The following is a 15,365-nucleotide window of genomic DNA, read 5'->3' on the forward strand; positions in this document are numbered from 1 at the left end:
TGATATCTCCACAGAAATTTTTCCTTAAATTTGCTTGACTTTGACAGAGAGTTTGCGATTTTCCTTCTTGCTGGACTGCTTGTAGAGAATCAAGATTCGACCAATCTTCTGCACTGTATCTACTCCGATTTCCTCTTCCAGAATTTCCGCGACCTCGTGAATATTCTCATCCGTGTTTTGCAAGAGCGTAACCTTAATCAGCTCTCGCGCATCCAGTGCCTGACGGACGCTGGTTTTGATTTGGTCATTGAGTCCATTTTTCCCAATCTGAATGATAGGTTTGAGACTATGTGCCTGACTGTTGAGAAAGGCACGTTGTTTTGATGTTAGTGTCATGTTCTTCTATAAGGTATGAGACAGTTGGGACCTACTTTTCCCCCACTGTTCATAGCCTTTTCCTTCCTTATTTTAAGGGGATTTATTCCCCTTTGTTTCTTGAATACTATATAATAGCTTTCCGAGTGACAACCGCCACACCCTCTGGCGCCCAGCCAGCTACTCGGGCAGGACTACTGACGCGAATCCAGCCCAGACCAGAAAAGACGATATCCGTCTTGTCCTTGATGGTAAATTCATGCTTAACCAAGACTGGAAACTCTTCCTTTTCCTTGCCAACCGGCGGCACTAAGAGACTGCCTACATGCTTGTCATAAAAGCCGCTGGCACCTTCCAACTTGGTTCGGTGGAGCTTAAGCTCATTGTCAAAATAAGCCGTGAAGCCCTGCTTGTCACCTGCCACAAAATCGAAACGGCCTAGGCCACCCAAGAAGAGGGTTTGCTCTGGATTGAGCTGGTAGGTTTTGGGTTTGATTTCCTTTTTAGGACTGATGTATTTGAGATTCTTAGCAGAAAGATAGTGAGCCATCTGGTGACGATGGATAATGCCCGGTGTATCATAGATATGACTGCCGTCTGCTAAAGGTATCTCAATTTTATCCAGAGTTGTACCAGGGAAGCGAGAAGTCGTAATAATATCCTTATCGCCCGTGATTTCTTGAATAATGGCGTTAATCAAAGTGGACTTGCCCACATTAGTCACGCCAACCACATAAACGTCACGTCCCTTGCGGCAATGCTCAATCTTGTCAATCAAGTCCTTAATTGCCTGCTTGTTCTGAGCAGAGGTCAGGACCACATCGACTGGACGCAGGCCTTCTTCGTGAGCCCGCTCCGTCAGCCACTGAGTCACATTGCTATCCTTGACCGACTTAGGCAAAATGTCCTTTTTATTCCCGACCAAGAGAACATCATTTCCTGCGACAAAGCGAGGCAGGCCAGGAATGACCGATCCATTAAAGTCAAAAATATCGACAACATTGACGACAAAGGCATCGCTATCTCCAACCTCATGCAGAAGCCGCAGAAAGTCATCATCCGTCAGCTGGACGTCGCTGATTTCATTATAATGGCGCAGGCGGAAACAGCGTTGACAATAAAGCTCACCTGTCTCCAAGCCTTTTTCTAGAGCTGACTGAGGGGTATAGCCTAGCTTGCCCTTATCTTCTGTCTGAATAGTGGCTCCGCAGCCGATACAGAGAAGTTCTTCCATGCTTAAATTCCTTTTTTGTATTGAATTTGGCCGTATTTTTCAGTGATTTTCTTGAGCACACGGCGTTCACGCGCCCGATTGATCTGAGTCTTGATAGAGTCGTGCTCAACTAGGGGTTTGACTAAAATCGAACGAATCCCGGCCCGATGTGCTGCCCGAATATCCGTCATGAGCTGGTCGCCCACCATAACCACTTCCTTTTTTTCAAAATGAAAAAGCTTGAGCGCCCGATCAATTCCCCAAGTGAAGGGTTTCATCGCCCAGTAGACATAATCAATATCAAACTTTTCAACAGCCCGCTTGACCCGTTTTTGGTTATTATTGGACACCACAATTATCCGAATGCCCGCGTCCCGCAAATCATGAAGCCACTTCTTCATCTCTGGGGTCCCATCAGGATTATTCCAAGCAATCAGGGTATTATCCAAATCCACCAAAACCGCTTTGATACCCTGTCTTTTCAAACTCTCTACTGTCAAATCGTAAACTGCCTCGATCGCAAAGTCCGGCATATAATCTTCAATCGCCACATCTCTCTCCAAAAATTCGTATTCTCATTATTATAGCATAAAATGGGCTTTTTGGCACTCATGGTCCTATTTCTTCTAGAGCGAATAGGTGATGTTCACTTTTCTATTTTTCAAGCAAATGAGAACAGCTTCCTAAAAGTGGAAGCTATTAGTTTAATATTGAGAAATTACTTACATAATCTAAAAGAGAAATTTTAATAATTCTTTTTCTCCATCTGTAGATCTGTTTGGTACAATTCCTGAAAATCGGATATAAATTTGGAGCTAATTGTATCCTCTTTTTTGATGTGTATCAATTTAGAGAACTTTTCAAAATCATCTTTATTATCTCCAGGTGCTATACGAATATCTATTGATTCCCAAATTTCATCTTTTTCTGTATAACCAACCAGAACAATTGGGATAATTCTAGTTGGTCGATGTCCACCTGGTAACTTTGCTGATAAATCATTTAATAATCCAGTGTAAAAAACGTTAGAATTTACAAACATTATGATATCTTTTTCATGCAATTTCCAATCAACACTTGCGAATTGGATTTCTTCGTCATTTTTTGAATAGCCCAAGAGTCCCTCTCTATCTTGATAGTTAAGAAAAAAGACCATATGTTTATCAGATGTAGAATTTACGATTTGATTATAAACATCTCTGTATTCTATGATTAGGCAAGAAAGACCAAAAATAACGGGGATGCTTGACATCATTAACAAGAGTTTAACCTATTTCTTTTCTATTACAAAATGATATACAATAATAGGGTAGAAAAATAATACCAAAGAAAGTATAAGAGGATTTATAAAGACCCCTACAATATTATCATTAGCGACCTCCCACAATTTTTGATGATATAAATTTAGATATTCTTCCACTGTAGGCTCTCCTCTTACAGATTTTTCATTGATTTTGAACGATTATTTGAAAACTTATGCTTTACTAATTACATCATTATATCATCTTTCAGGCTTTTTGGCACCTTCAGTCTCAAAGGTTACAAAAAGGACAAAAGATGATATTATAGTGGTGATAGTATAAATGTCCTGGAGGTTTGTATGGCAGAAAAAAACAGACAGATGCAGGCTGTCTCCCCTCTTTTGCAAAAGATTATCAACTGGTCATCCGCCATTGGAGCTTTAGGAACGGTGGCTTTTTGTCTTTGGGCCTATTTCGTTGGCATCCTCCAGTCCAAGGAAACTCTCTCAGCCTTTATCCAGCAGGCTGGAATCTGGGGACCGCCTCTCTTTATCTTCCTGCAGATTCTACAGACGGTCGTGCCCATTATACCTGGTGCCCTGACCTCTGTCGCTGGTGTTTTCATCTACGGCCATATCGTCGGCACCATTTATAACTATATCGGTATTGTCATTGGCTGCGCCCTGATATTTTATCTGGCGCGCACCTACGGTCCGGCTTTTGTCCAGTCTGTCGTCAGCAAGCGCACCTATGATAAATATATCGGCTGGCTGGATAAGGGTAATCGCTTTGAGCGCTTCTTTATTTTCATGATGATTTGGCCCATCAGTCCAGCCGACTTTCTCTGCATGCTAGCCGCCCTGACCAAGATGACTTTCAAAAAGTACATGCTGATTATCCTTCTCTGCAAGCCCATCACTCTCGTTATCTATACCTACGGATTGACCTATATCATTGATTTTTTCTGGAAAATGATCTCCAAATAAAAAGAAGTTGAATTGAACCGCACCCCAAAAGTTAGACAGAAAAAATCTAACTTTTGGGGTGCGGTTCAAAAATATGGTCCCTTTCAAAACTTTTGACATCCTAAACCTCTTTCTATATCTTTGCTTATTACAACACAAACCATAAAGAAAAATCAGCCAGTTTTGACTGATTTTCATCTCATGATTAAGCAAAGATTTTACTCTGGCGATACCAAAATCTTGATCTGCGCCTTGTCCTGAGTCAGCTCGATAAAGCCTTCTTGCACAATATCCTCTAGCTTAATCTTCTTGGTCACAAGCTTGTCAGCAGAGAAATAGCCCTGCTCCATCAGCTCCAGCACCTTAGGGAAAATATGTCGATATGCGATAATGCCCTTGAGCGATTTTTCTTGAATGGCAAATTCATTAGGGTTGATGCTGGCTTCTCGTTCCCAGATAGAAACCACCATACATTCTCCAGCCTTGTGGACAGCAGCCAAAGCTTGTCCCAGCACAACCGGCACCCCTGTCACTTCATAAGACACATCTGCCCCGCCACCAGTTAAACGATGAATAGCAGCTACCACGTCTTCATCCTCTTCTGGCCGAACAATAATCGCCCCAAGTTCCTCTGCCTTGGCTTGGCGTTCTGGAGATAATTCAACTCCATAAATCTTAGAGGCACCGGCTGCCCGCAAAGCCTCAATAATCAAGAGCCCAATTGGTCCCAAACCGAAGACGACTGCGGTATCGCCCGTCTTAAGAGCCGACTGACGAACTGCATAAACAGCCACAGCAGCAGGTTCTGTCAAAGCTGCCTGCTCATAGCTAAGGCTGTCTGGAACTTTGTGAACAATGTCTCCGTCCAAAACACAGTATTTTGCAAAACCACCGTCTGCCGCCAAGCCGACAAAGTTTAGATTAGGGTCCAGATTGTAATCACCGACAAGATTATGCTTAGCTAAAATAGGCTCAACTGTCACCCGATCGCCAACTTTGACCCGTGTCACAGCACTGCCGACCTCAACAATCTCCCCAGCAAACTCATGTCCCAAGGTCACAGGCGCTTTCTGCCCAGAGTAGACATGCTCTGTTTCTGTCGGAATAAAAATCGGTCCGTCCAGGTATTCATGCAAGTCAGTTCCACAGATTCCTGTGAACTTGACCGCAATTTTAACCTGATGCGGTTGGACTTCCGGTACATCCACTTCTTCAATACGAACATCTTTAGCGCCATACCAACGCGCAGCATTCATTTTTGCCATAAACATACCTCGCTTTATAAATTATTAGATTAATTGTAAGCCTTTTCATTTTTCTTGTCAAATGATTAACAGAATTTCAGAAAAATTTTTAATTTTAAAAATTTGATACTTCTAATTATATCACTTTGTTTGTTATAGCATAGAAGAGAAAAATCGGTCATTTCTGACCGATTTTTTCTATGATTTAGAAACTGTTAAATTCTGCTCCTGCTGAAATTTGGGAATATTAACCCTCTATCTCAAGAAGTAAATAAGGTAAGCCTAAGATAATCCCAAGAATTCCTAGCATAGCACGAATTCCAGAAGCTTTAACAAGTACTTTTTGGCCATTTTTTACTTGAATTTTATGAGACTTCATAAAACTTTGTCCAACCTGTAGCTCAATACTGTTCCCTTCAAATGATAGAATTTTGCTTTAATTATTTGAAAGTTTGTGTACAAGTTCACCATTAAGATATACCGCTACTTTTTGAGCAACACCAACCATACCCGTATCACGCGTAATTGTAATTTCCGACATAGCTAACTCCTTTGTTTTTATCTATCTTATTATATCAAATATCTAATTGAAATACAAAAACCAGCCTCTTGACTGGTTTTCTACTTATTTCTACAATTTCTCCAACTCTTCATTGAGCAGTTTTTGTGCTACTTGTGGGTTGGCTTGGCCCTTAGTGGCCTTCATCAGCTGGCCAATCAGGGACTTGGCCGCATTCTTATTGCCGCCCTTATAGTCATTGATGGCTTTTTCATTTTCCGCAAAGACTTGCTGGATGATTGGAAGAAGCTGGGCAGGGTCTGAGATTTGAATCAGGCCTGCTTTCTGTACATACTCTTTAGCAGAGCCTCCATTTTTGGCTAGATGGACAAAGACCTTCTTAGCAATCTTAGAGGAAATCGTTCCGTCTGAAATCAGAGCAATCATCTCAGTCAGGTTCTCGGGTGTCAGCTCAATTTCAGAAATAGTCTTGCCTTCGGCATTGAGGTATTGAGCCACTTCTCCTTGGAGCCAGTTAGAAACAGCCTTGGCGTCACCGCCTGCCGCAACAGCTGCTTCAAAGAAGTCAGACACAGCCTTCGTCGCTGTCAGCTGCTTGGCGTCGTAATCAGACAGACCGTAGTCGCCCACATACTTGGCACGACGCTCTTTTGGAAAGGCTGGCAAGCTGCTGCGTACTTGCTCAATCCAAGCATCCTCAATCTCAAAGATAGGCAGATCCGGCTCTGGGAAGTAACGGTAGTCTGCGGAACCTTCTTTGACCCGCATGAGCAGGGTTTCACCAGTTGCTTCATCATAACGACGGGTTTCCTGACGAATTTGACCGCCACTGCGTAGGATTTCAGCCTGGCGTTTTTCCTCAAATGCCAGACCCTTACGGACAAAGTTGAAGGAGTTAAGGTTTTTCAGCTCAGTCTTGGTACCAAATTCTTCCTGGCCGTAAGGACGGATGGAAATATTGGCATCGACCCGCATGGAGCCCTCTTCCATCTTGACATCAGAAATGCCCGTGTACTGGATGATTTCCTTGAGAGCAGTCAGATAGGCATAAGCTTCTTCTGGACTGCGCATATCTGCTTCGGATACAATCTCAATCAGTGGCACTCCTTGACGGTTGAGGTCCACATAAGAGTAGCCATCGCTGCCGTGGGTATTCTTTCCAGCATCTTCTTCCAAGTGGGCCCGCTCGATACGGATTTTCTTGGTTGTACCGTCTTCTAGCTCAATTTCAATCCAGCCATTGTAGCCAATCGGCTCATCAAACTGAGAAATTTGATAGGCTTTTGGATTGTCCGGATAGAAGTAATTCTTGCGGTCAAAGTGCATCTTTTGGTGAATGTCCATGTTCAAGGCCAGAGCAGCCTTGATACCATAGTCAATGACACCCTTGTTCATAACAGGCAGAACACCTGGGAAAGACCAGTCAATGATATTGGTGTTGGCATTGGGATCCTCACCGAAGTGAGCTGGAGCCGGTGAGAAAATTTTTGAATTGGTCTTCAATTCAACATGGACTTCCAGTCCGATAACTGTTTCAAAGTTCATTATTTTTCACCTCCAAAGATAACTGGCTGCTGTTTGTGGTAGTCAGTCGTCGCTTCAAATGCTGCGGCTGCCTGATAGATGGTCGCTTCATCGAAGTGGTTACCAATCATCTGCAGGCCGACAGGAAGACCGTCTGCAAAGCCAGCTGGGATTGAAATGCCCGGCAGACCAGCCAGATTGACTGGAATAGTCAACAGGTCAGCCAGATACATGGCCACTGGATCTTGGTTTTGACTGCCCAAGTCATAAGCTACAGTTGGTGCAGTTGGACCTAAGATCAAATCGTATTTTTCAAAAACCTTAGCAAAATCTTGCATAATCAAGGTACGAACCTGACCAGCTTTCTTGAAGTAAGCATCGTAGTAACCAGATGACAAACTGAAAGTTCCCAGCATGATGCGGCGTTTCACCTCTTCACCAAAGCCTTCGCTGCGAGATTTGACATAGACATCTTCTAGATTTTCAATACCTTCTGCGCGGTAGCCATAGCGAATACCGTCAAAACGCTGCAGGTTGGAGCTAGCCTCAGAGGAAGCAATAATATAGTAGACTGCTACTCCGTACTTACTGTGGGGCAAGCTGACTTCTTCAACGATAGCTCCTAGACTTTCCAAGTGCTTCGCTGCTGCCAGAATCGTTTCCTTGACCTCGCTGTCAATTCCTTCACCCATGTATTCCTTAGGCAAAGCAATCTTCATGCCCTTGATGTCTTGGCCAATCTTGCTGGTAAAGTCTGGCACTGCCTCTTGTGATGATGTAGAGTCCTTAGGATCATTACCAGAAATAACATTCAAAAGCTGGGCATTTTCCTTCACTGTCTGAGAAAAAGGACCAATCTGGTCTAAAGAAGAACCAAAAGCAATGAGACCAAAACGCGAAACCCGGCCGTAGGTTGGCTTTAGACCAACTACACCGTTAAAGGAAGCCGGCTGGCGAATAGAACCACCCGTATCTGAACCCAGTGACAGACGAACCTGACCAGAGGCAACTGCTGTCGCTGAACCACCAGATGATCCACCAGGAACCTTGCTGCTGTCCCAAGCATTCTTAGTCGTCTTAAAGTAAGAGTTTTCGCTGGATCCACCCATGGCGAACTCGTCCATGTTGGTCTTCCCGACAATAATCATGTCCTTACCGTAGAGCTTCTCCACACTGGTCGCATCGAAAATTGGCTTGTAATTGTAGAGTATCTTGGAGGCAGCCGTCGTCAACATTCCCTTGGTTGAGATATTGTCCTTAACTGCCAGCGGAATTCCGCTCATAAGATTGTCAGCATCAATGCCCTTGGCATCCAGAGCCGCAGCCTGAGCTAATGCTTCCTCTTCGCTGACAGTAATAAAGCTGTCCACAGCTACTTCACGTTCTTTGATGTCTGCCAAAGTTGCCTGAGTTAACTCTACCGCAGAAATTTCTTTCTTGACCAGCAAATCATGCAACTCTTCAATAGTCTTGTGATTAAAAGTCATTAGGCATCTCCTCCGTCATCTAGGATGGCAGGCACTTTGATGTAGCCCCGCTCTTTTTCAGGTACATTTTGGAAAAGCTCTTCCCGGTTCCAGCCCGGCTGAGCCACATCTTCTCGCATATAATTGATATTAGCAGCTACATTGGAAGTGAAAGGCACACCCTCCGTATCTACTTCATTGAGCAATTCGACCATGTCGACAATCTTGGTTAAGGTCGTCGCAAACTCAGCAGTTTCTTCTGGCGAAAAAGCCAATTTTGACAGCTTAGCTACATGACTTACTTCTTCTTGAGTAATCTTCATCTCTGATTCCTTTCATAAGATACGTGAGCTTTAGCGACTGAAAATAACAATTTCTAGATGTCATCTTTATTTCCAAGCCTCAGCTCACCTTTACTTTGACAAGCTAGGGTCGCTGATTTATTTGCCATCCGCTAGCTCTTTTCTTCAGCTTCTTCCTGCTATTCTTCAGGAATTCGCATCATTTCATTTTACCATATTTCAGACTAATTCTTCAATTCCAAATGCAGTTCTTTGAGCTGTCTTTGGTCCACCAAACTTGGGCTTTCCAGCATAGGATCAAAGCCAGTACCATTTTTCGGAAAAGCAATGACTTGACGAATATTTTCTTCCCCAGCCAAGATCATAACTAGACGATCCAAGCCTAGAGCCAAACCGCCGTGCGGTGGGAAGCCATATTCTAAGGCTTCTAGGAAGAAACCAAAGTCCCGCTCATAGCCTTCTCGGCTCATGCCCAACAGCTCAAACATCGCTTCCTGAGCCTTCCGATCATGAATCCGCAGACTTCCTCCGCCAATCTCATAGCCGTTTAAGACGATGTCGTAAGCCTGGCTGCGGAATTGACCTGGCTCCTGTCCATCTTCAAAAATCCCCTGTGTGAAAGGATGGTGCATGGCTTGATAGCGGTTTTGGTCTTCATTCCACTCCAGCAGCGGCCAATCCACAACCCAGAGGAAATGAAGCAAACTCGGATCAATCAAATCCAAAGCTTTTGCGACTTCTATGCGCAGATGTCCCAAAGCTTCTTGAGCCCAATGCTTCTTGGCCATGACTAGCAGGATGAGGTCTCCCTCCTTGGCCTCAAAATGTACCAGCAACTCCTGACTTTCAGCTTCAAAGGTACTAGCCAGATCACCAACTAACTGGCCATTTTCAATCTTGAGACTGGCAAAACTACTGCAACCAAATTCCTTCATTTCCTGATAGTAGTGGCTCAGCTGTTTCTTGCTAAAAGCACTTGCCGCATCTGGCACACAGATTCCCATCACTTCCTCTTGGTTGTCCAAGGCTTTCTTGATGAGAAGCGAATCATTGGACTGGCACAAATCCGTCAAACTCTTCAGCTCTAAGCCGAAGCGTGTATCTGGCTTATCAGAACCAAAGCGACTCATAGCCTCTTCATAGCTAATAGTTGGGAAATCTTCTGTCAGCTCTAAACCATGAGTTTTCTTGACAACAGCCTTGAGCATGGCTTCAACCAGAGCTCGGATTTCTTCCTCGCTGGCAAAACTCAGCTCCAAATCCACCTGGGTAAACTCTGGCTGGCGATCCCCCCGCAGGTCTTCGTCACGGAAACAACGAACAATCTGATAATAGCGCTCAAGGCCAGCTCCCATCAGCAACTGCTTGAGCATCTGAGGGCTCTGTGGCAAGGCGTAGAACTGATTTTTAAAGACCCGACTAGGCACCAAGAAGTCTCTAGCGCCTTCAGGAGTTGACTTAGTCAGATAAGGCGTCTCCACCTCCAAAAAGTCCAACCCATTCAAATATTCCCGAATAGTTGATGTGACCTGATGACGAAGTTTAAGGTTATGTGTCATCTTCTCACGGCGCAAGTCTAGGTAACGGTATTTCTGACGCAGGTCTTCTCCAGTATGGGCGTGTTGATCCAGCTCAAAAGGTAGTGCCTTGCTGCTAGCAATAACCTCAATCTTTTCAGCTCTCAGCTCAACCTGACCAGACTTAAGCGCCTTATTAACAAAACGTTCTTCACGTTGAACTACCTGCCCTGTCACTGCAATAAGATCTTCCTTGCCGATTTCTTCCAGCTTAGCAAAATCTTCAATCTCACCGCCAACAAAAACCTGAAGCAAGCCCTCACGGTCCCGCAACTCAATAAAAGCCAGCTTGCCGTGATTACGGATATTGGCCACCCAGCCCGTTGCGGTCATGGTCTGTCCGACCTGCTCTAAACCATAATTTCCGATAAAAATTTCTTTCATGTTCTTTCCCTCTCAAATCAATTTGTAGCTCCGCCCTGTTGTTCAGGATATTTGCCGCAGTTTTCCATCGTCTTCACCTGACCTACTGCAAAATAAAAAGCTTTCGTCTCTAAAACAGACGAAAGCCGTGGTACCACTGTTATTCGCCGCCCTAAAAGGCAGCCTCTGAGCTCGTAACGTGAGCGACGTTTGTGCTTAATCACACAAAAGATTACGAAACATGTTCTTCGATTTTTACTTTCTTGGTGCTGCTCTCAGCTATCAACACTCTCTGTGCAAGTCAGCAAGCCTACTCTGCTTCTCTTTTACTCTTAAATTGTATCTATTATAGTCGAACCCAAGACATTTTGCAAGTGGTTTAAGGCAAATTTGTGATTTTCCTCTGACAGAGAAGCCACTGCCGACTCTACCACCTGAATCTGATAACCAAGATTATAGGCATCAATCGCTGTATGCAGGACGCAAATATCCGTCAAGACTCCAGTCAAAATGACCGTATCTACCTTTCTTTCCCGCAATCGAATATCTAAATCCGTACCGGAAAAAGCAGAATAATGGCGCTTATCCATCCAAAAGACCCGAGAGTCTGCTTGATGCTTGTCATAAAAATCAGCCAAAGGACCATAAAGATTACGACCGCTGGTTCCTTTGATGTTATGAGGCGGAAACAGCTTGCTTTCAGGATGAAAGGCATCATTCTCATCATGGGCATCAATAGCAAAGAAGATATAATCTCCTCGCTCAAAAGCCGCCTTTGTTACTTGAGCAATGGTTTCAGAAATTGCCTGTGCTGGCGCTCCTGCTGTCAGCTTGCCCTCATCTGCGACAAAATCAACTGTATAATCAATGGAAATCAGTGCTTTTGGCATTAGTAGTCCCTCTTTTTAATTTCATCAAAGACATCCGGAATCAGGACTTTCAGATAAGTTCCTTTCATTCCCAGTGAGCGGCTTTCAATAATCCCAGCACTTTCCAGCTTGCGCAAGGCATTAACAATCACTGAACGGGTAATCCCAATACGGTCAGCAATAACAGATGCAGTCAGCTGGCCTTCATTGCCATTCAGCTCGCCCAAAATTGCTGAAACAGCTCTCAATTCTGAGTAAGACAGGGTATTGACTGCCATGGTCACTGCCGTCCGGCGTCGGATATTTTTCTCATCCTCTTCCCGCTGGAAGTTAAGCAGCTGGATACCAACCACTGTACTGGCAATCTCCACCAAAATCAGATCATCGTCCGCAAATTCCTTGTCATTGCGCCAGATAATCAATGAACCCAAACGAATCCCTGAAACATGAATGGGAGCAATAGTAGTCAGGCCATCTGGAAAATCATCCTTGGTCTCCACTGGGAAAATCGTCAGATCATGCTCAACAGGCAGATTAGCCTCCGTTTCATAGACCAGATTAGCTTCGTGAACGTATTCCTCTGGGAAATTCTTATCCTGGAAAAAAGCTTCCACTCGGTCATTATTGGTCTTGTAGCGCATGAAATAGCCTAAAAGACGGCCCTTGCTGTTGATAATGCAGGCATTACAGTGGATAATATCAGCCAACTGACGCGTAATAGCATTGTAGGGCAGTTCTTCCTGCATCTGCTCCTCCGAGCGCTTCAAAATAGACGTAATTTTTCGTGTTTTTTCTAGTAAATTGGCCATATTTTTACCTCATATTTATTAGCTTCATTGTAACATAAAAGCAGTGAAATTTCAATAATTATCTGAAAATTTTTTATTGAAAAACAATTACATACAATTCTATAAAATAAAGAACTTTTCAAGTATATAACTTGATATATCAAGCCATATTAAACAAAAAACAGTCAAATTCTTGACTGTTTTTGATTGCTTTTGTTCTTTCTAATCAAGAGAACGTTTCTTGTAGAACAATTTCATAGCCATGAGCAGAAGCATTTGGCCTGCTAGAAGAAGCCAAGAAGAGTTTTCCCCTGTCTTAGGTAAGACATGACCTGAGGCAGCCGCCTGCTTATGATTGATAGGACTAGCACTTCCAACAGTTCCACTTTCAGTAATTCCAGTTCCAGTAGTTGAAACAGTCGTATGCTGAGGATCTCCTACTTGTCTAGTAAGCGGAGAGCGAGCGAAGCGCTTCTCTGTATGAGCCAAAACAGATTGGTAATAGCGAAAATCTTCTTCCTTATTTTGCTCAGCATATGTTTGAGCTAGCAAGTCGTATGTCGCCTTAGCTTGTGCTTGAACCGCAGTTAAAACTGCTACTTTTGCTTCTTGATCTGTTTGAGCTGTAAGAGCTGCTTGGTAAGCAGCCTGAGCTGCGGCTAGTTTGCTTTTAGCTTGTTCCAAGTTTTCTTCTGCATTTTCAAGATTTGACAATGACTCTTTAGCTGTTTGCAAGGCTGCTTCAGCATCTGTAACAGCTTTTTCAAGGTTAGTCTTTCTTTCTTTTGCTGCATTCAAAGCTGCTTCTAGCTGAGCTAACTTATCTGATTCAGTTTTTAGAGCTTCTTGAGCTGCGGCAACTGTCGCTTGAACAGCAGTCAGAGCTGCTTGAGCCTGAGTTAATTTGTCCGCTTTAGTCTTGTCATCCAAGTTTGAGTTTTGCAGAGCCGCTTGTGCTGCTGCCAAAGCTGCTTGATCAGCTGCCAACTTCTCTTGAACTGCTGCAAGAGCTGCTTGAGCCTGAGCAGTTGCTGACTCACCTGCTTGAGCTTGCGCCTGAGCAAGTTGCTGGTTGGCTTGCTCTAAAGCTGCAGCTCTCCGATTATAAGTAGATTGGGCAACTCCCTTAGATGCCAGAGCCAGTTGATTGGCCTTGAAGGCAGCATCATAGGCTGTTTGAGCCTTGGCTACTTCCTGCGGATCTACTTTTGCTGTTGGAGCTTTGCCCGTAATAGGGCTGGCATTGAAGTTCTTTTTGCTAGCATATTTGATCTGATCTTCTGACACCATGGTGAAATGAGCCATAGTGATGTCGCCTTCCATTGAGAAATCAACTCCCAGATAGTTTTTCTGGCGGCCAGTATTGAGACCAGAGATAGATGTAGCATGCAGCCACTCATAGCCATTAAACATGAATTCAACAACGGAATCGTAGACCCGTCTCTTCATTTCAGCCACACTCATTTGACTAGCATTTTCTCTCCAGATATAAGCGTTTTCATAATATTGGAGACCTTTACTCTCCTGCTCAGCACTTGTGGTCATCAAACCATATTCACGCGCTACGCGGTTAATTCCTCGAGCGTCGTGATGATATTTCTCCATCAAATCCCAGTTCCAGTTGTCTTTGCGGTATTCTGTTGCTACCTTATCTGCAAACTCAATGGAAGACGGTGTCACAACTACTTCACCTGTTCCCATCTGAGCACGCAGCTGGTTGATGAGTTCTGAAGCGAACTGTGAAAGTTCCTGACGAACATTCTGTGGAATATTGTTGGTATCAATCAAAGCTTTGCTATCTGTAGGATCTGCTACATAACGATTGAGAGCCTTAGCACTGTCATTGAGTGCAGCCAGTCTTTTTTGAATCTCATTAGTTTTTTGCTCTGATAAATTCGGTGCAATTAGCTCTCTCAAGGCTGCAATGTATTCCGGAGTCATTGACACACGGCTTTTATTGCTAGAAGCTTCAGTAGTAATTGTTCCAGCTTGAGCCTTTTGCAAAGCTTGTTGAGCTTGGTTTAAGTCTGACTGAGTCTTCTCAGCTACAGCAGTTTTGTCCTGCAAGTTCTTCTGAGAAGCATCACGAGCTGTCTTAGCCTGAGTCTGGTTGGTCTGAGCTTTTGCAACCTCAGCCTGCTTCTGACTGTCAGTCTGACGAGCTGTAGCTACTTTTGCTTGAGCTGTTTCAACAGCAGACTGGTCAGCTGCCACCTTATCTTGGGCTGCTTTCACATTCTTTTCTGCCTTAGCTGTAGCTTCACCGCTTAGGTTAGCTTGAGCTTCCTTCACGTCATTTTGAGCTTTAGCAAGGCGTCCTTCTTGAGTTTTCGCTTGCTCTTGAGCTTCTTTAGTCTTGGCTGCCTGAGCATCGCGCTCAGCTTCAGCCGTCTTGGTTGCTTGGTCAGCTTTAGCCAGTTCTGACTTGTTGCTGTCCACTTGAGCTTTTTGATTGCTCTCTTCTTGCTTAGCTGTTTCAATAGCTTCCGGACCAGCTTTATCAGCTGCCTCCTGTGCCCGGTTAGCTTCAGCTTGTGCTTGCTCGACCTGACTTTGAGCCGCAGCAGTATTTGCCTGAGCTTGAGCCAAATCAGCTTTCCCTTGTGCAACATTGCTGTCGGCTTCTTGTACAAGAGCCTGAGCAGCGTCTACCTGTTCTTTCGAAACAGATTCATCCTTCTGTGTGTTTTCTGCCTGTGGTTGGCTTTGACTAACGGGCGCATCAGAATAAGACTGATTATCAACTAATTGATCAGCCTGAACTCCTTCTGCGAGCACCAAAGACAATGCCGCTGCACTGACAGAAAAAGCACTAAGTGTCTTTTTCATTGTCAATATAATCTCCTCCACTTTTTCATCATTGTTAAAAACATTGACAAACACATTCTACCATGTTTGTCTTCTGGAAGGAAGACGCTAACACATTTTTTTAAGCATTTTTGGACAGATGCATAAAAAATGTTGGACAAATTCCTAAA

General features: G+C 44.0%; 14 protein-coding genes. 1 reads left to right on the top strand and 13 read right to left on the bottom strand.

Annotated features, from left to right (window positions below):
* Positions 1-24: 24 nt before the first annotated feature.
* The 4 genes from yhbY to MK370_RS04745 form a co-directional block, all read right to left on the bottom strand.
* The gene (yhbY, locus tag MK370_RS04730) at positions 25-336 is read right to left on the bottom strand and encodes a ribosome assembly RNA-binding protein YhbY (protein ID WP_002896287.1); all 312 of its coding nucleotides are present in this window, start codon (positions 334-336) and stop codon (positions 25-27) included.
* Between the two features lie 106 nt (positions 337-442).
* The gene (yqeH, locus tag MK370_RS04735; RefSeq protein ID WP_268684361.1) at positions 443-1,549 is read right to left on the bottom strand and encodes a ribosome biogenesis GTPase YqeH; all 1,107 of its coding nucleotides are present in this window, start codon (positions 1,547-1,549) and stop codon (positions 443-445) included.
* A gap of 2 nt (positions 1,550-1,551) precedes the next feature.
* On the bottom strand, positions 1,552-2,079 hold the full coding sequence (locus MK370_RS04740) for a YqeG family HAD IIIA-type phosphatase (protein ID WP_268684362.1): 528 nt from the start codon (positions 2,077-2,079) through the stop codon (positions 1,552-1,554).
* A 194-nt stretch (positions 2,080-2,273) separates the two neighbouring features.
* Positions 2,274-2,645 (bottom strand): hypothetical protein, encoded by a 372-nt coding sequence (locus tag MK370_RS04745; RefSeq protein WP_268684363.1) that lies wholly within the window; start codon positions 2,643-2,645, stop codon positions 2,274-2,276.
* A 483-nt stretch (positions 2,646-3,128) separates the two neighbouring features.
* Here MK370_RS04745 and MK370_RS04750 point away from each other — a divergent pair, with 483 nt between their 5' ends.
* Positions 3,129-3,755 carry a TVP38/TMEM64 family protein gene (locus MK370_RS04750; protein WP_268684364.1) on the top strand — a complete coding sequence of 209 codons (627 nt, stop codon included), beginning with the start codon at positions 3,129-3,131 and terminating at the stop codon, positions 3,753-3,755.
* 197 nt (positions 3,756-3,952) lie between these two features.
* On the opposite strand, the gene MK370_RS04755 is transcribed toward MK370_RS04750, so the two are convergent.
* The 9 genes from MK370_RS04755 to MK370_RS04795 all read right to left on the bottom strand — a co-directional run bounded on the left by MK370_RS04755 (position 3,953) and on the right by MK370_RS04795 (position 15,216).
* A complete protein-coding gene (locus tag MK370_RS04755; protein WP_125356150.1) occupies positions 3,953-4,999 on the bottom strand; it encodes a 2,3-butanediol dehydrogenase in 1,047 nt (348 codons plus the stop codon).
* Between the two features lie 226 nt (positions 5,000-5,225).
* Complete coding sequence (locus MK370_RS04760; RefSeq protein ID WP_268684365.1) at positions 5,226-5,357, bottom strand: hypothetical protein; 132 nt, start codon at positions 5,355-5,357, stop codon at positions 5,226-5,228.
* A gap of 252 nt (positions 5,358-5,609) precedes the next feature.
* Entirely contained in the window at positions 5,610-7,043 is a 1,434-nt protein-coding gene (gene gatB, locus MK370_RS04765; protein ID WP_268684366.1) for an Asp-tRNA(Asn)/Glu-tRNA(Gln) amidotransferase subunit GatB, read from the bottom strand.
* Positions 7,043-8,509: an Asp-tRNA(Asn)/Glu-tRNA(Gln) amidotransferase subunit GatA gene (gene gatA / locus MK370_RS04770; protein ID WP_268684367.1), complete on the bottom strand. Its 1,467-nt coding sequence runs from the start codon at positions 8,507-8,509 to the stop codon at positions 7,043-7,045. Before gatA ends, gatB begins: the two co-directional genes overlap by 1 nt.
* Entirely contained in the window at positions 8,509-8,811 is a 303-nt protein-coding gene (gatC, locus tag MK370_RS04775; protein WP_002896305.1) for an Asp-tRNA(Asn)/Glu-tRNA(Gln) amidotransferase subunit GatC, read from the bottom strand. Before gatC ends, gatA begins: the two co-directional genes overlap by 1 nt.
* A 203-nt stretch (positions 8,812-9,014) precedes the next feature.
* Positions 9,015-10,751 (bottom strand): aspartate--tRNA ligase, encoded by a 1,737-nt coding sequence (aspS, locus tag MK370_RS04780; protein ID WP_268684368.1) that lies wholly within the window; start codon positions 10,749-10,751, stop codon positions 9,015-9,017.
* A 311-nt stretch (positions 10,752-11,062) separates the two neighbouring features.
* The gene (locus tag MK370_RS04785) at positions 11,063-11,620 is read right to left on the bottom strand and encodes a cysteine hydrolase family protein (RefSeq protein WP_268684369.1); all 558 of its coding nucleotides are present in this window, start codon (positions 11,618-11,620) and stop codon (positions 11,063-11,065) included.
* Positions 11,620-12,408, bottom strand: coding sequence for a GTP-sensing pleiotropic transcriptional regulator CodY (gene codY / locus MK370_RS04790; RefSeq protein WP_268684370.1), 789 nt, complete (start codon positions 12,406-12,408; stop codon positions 11,620-11,622). The genes MK370_RS04785 and codY overlap by 1 nt, the downstream gene beginning before the upstream one ends.
* A gap of 201 nt (positions 12,409-12,609) precedes the next feature.
* Positions 12,610-15,216 carry an SEC10/PgrA surface exclusion domain-containing protein gene (locus tag MK370_RS04795; RefSeq protein WP_268684371.1) on the bottom strand — a complete coding sequence of 869 codons (2,607 nt, stop codon included), beginning with the start codon at positions 15,214-15,216 and terminating at the stop codon, positions 12,610-12,612.
* Positions 15,217-15,365: the final 149 nt, after the last annotated feature.

This window comes from Streptococcus sanguinis, assembly GCF_026781265.1.
Taxonomy (GTDB): domain Bacteria; phylum Bacillota; class Bacilli; order Lactobacillales; family Streptococcaceae; genus Streptococcus; species Streptococcus sanguinis_T.

Bases quoted from the DNA above. Each gene is read 5' to 3' on its own strand.
- MK370_RS04760 (WP_268684365.1), bottom strand. From the start codon at position 5,357: ATGAAGTCTCATAAAATTCAAGTAAAAAATGGCCAAAAAGTACTTGTT.
- yqeH (WP_268684361.1), bottom strand. From the start codon at position 1,549: ATGGAAGAACTTCTCTGTATCGGCTGCGGAGCCACTATTCAGACAGAA.
- MK370_RS04755 (WP_125356150.1), bottom strand. From the start codon at position 4,999: ATGGCAAAAATGAATGCTGCGCGTTGGTATGGCGCTAAAGATGTTCGT.
- gatA (WP_268684367.1), bottom strand. From the start codon at position 8,509: ATGACTTTTAATCACAAGACTATTGAAGAGTTGCATGATTTGCTGGTC.
- MK370_RS04750 (WP_268684364.1), top strand. From the start codon at position 3,129: ATGGCAGAAAAAAACAGACAGATGCAGGCTGTCTCCCCTCTTTTGCAA.
- aspS (WP_268684368.1), bottom strand. From the start codon at position 10,751: ATGAAAGAAATTTTTATCGGAAATTATGGTTTAGAGCAGGTCGGACAG.
- MK370_RS04785 (WP_268684369.1), bottom strand. From the start codon at position 11,620: ATGCCAAAAGCACTGATTTCCATTGATTATACAGTTGATTTTGTCGCA.
- codY (WP_268684370.1), bottom strand. From the start codon at position 12,408: ATGGCCAATTTACTAGAAAAAACACGAAAAATTACGTCTATTTTGAAG.
- gatC (WP_002896305.1), bottom strand. From the start codon at position 8,811: ATGAAGATTACTCAAGAAGAAGTAAGTCATGTAGCTAAGCTGTCAAAA.
- gatB (WP_268684366.1), bottom strand. From the start codon at position 7,043: ATGAACTTTGAAACAGTTATCGGACTGGAAGTCCATGTTGAATTGAAG.
- MK370_RS04795 (WP_268684371.1), bottom strand. From the start codon at position 15,216: ATGAAAAAGACACTTAGTGCTTTTTCTGTCAGTGCAGCGGCATTGTCT.
- yhbY (WP_002896287.1), bottom strand. From the start codon at position 336: ATGACACTAACATCAAAACAACGTGCCTTTCTCAACAGTCAGGCACAT.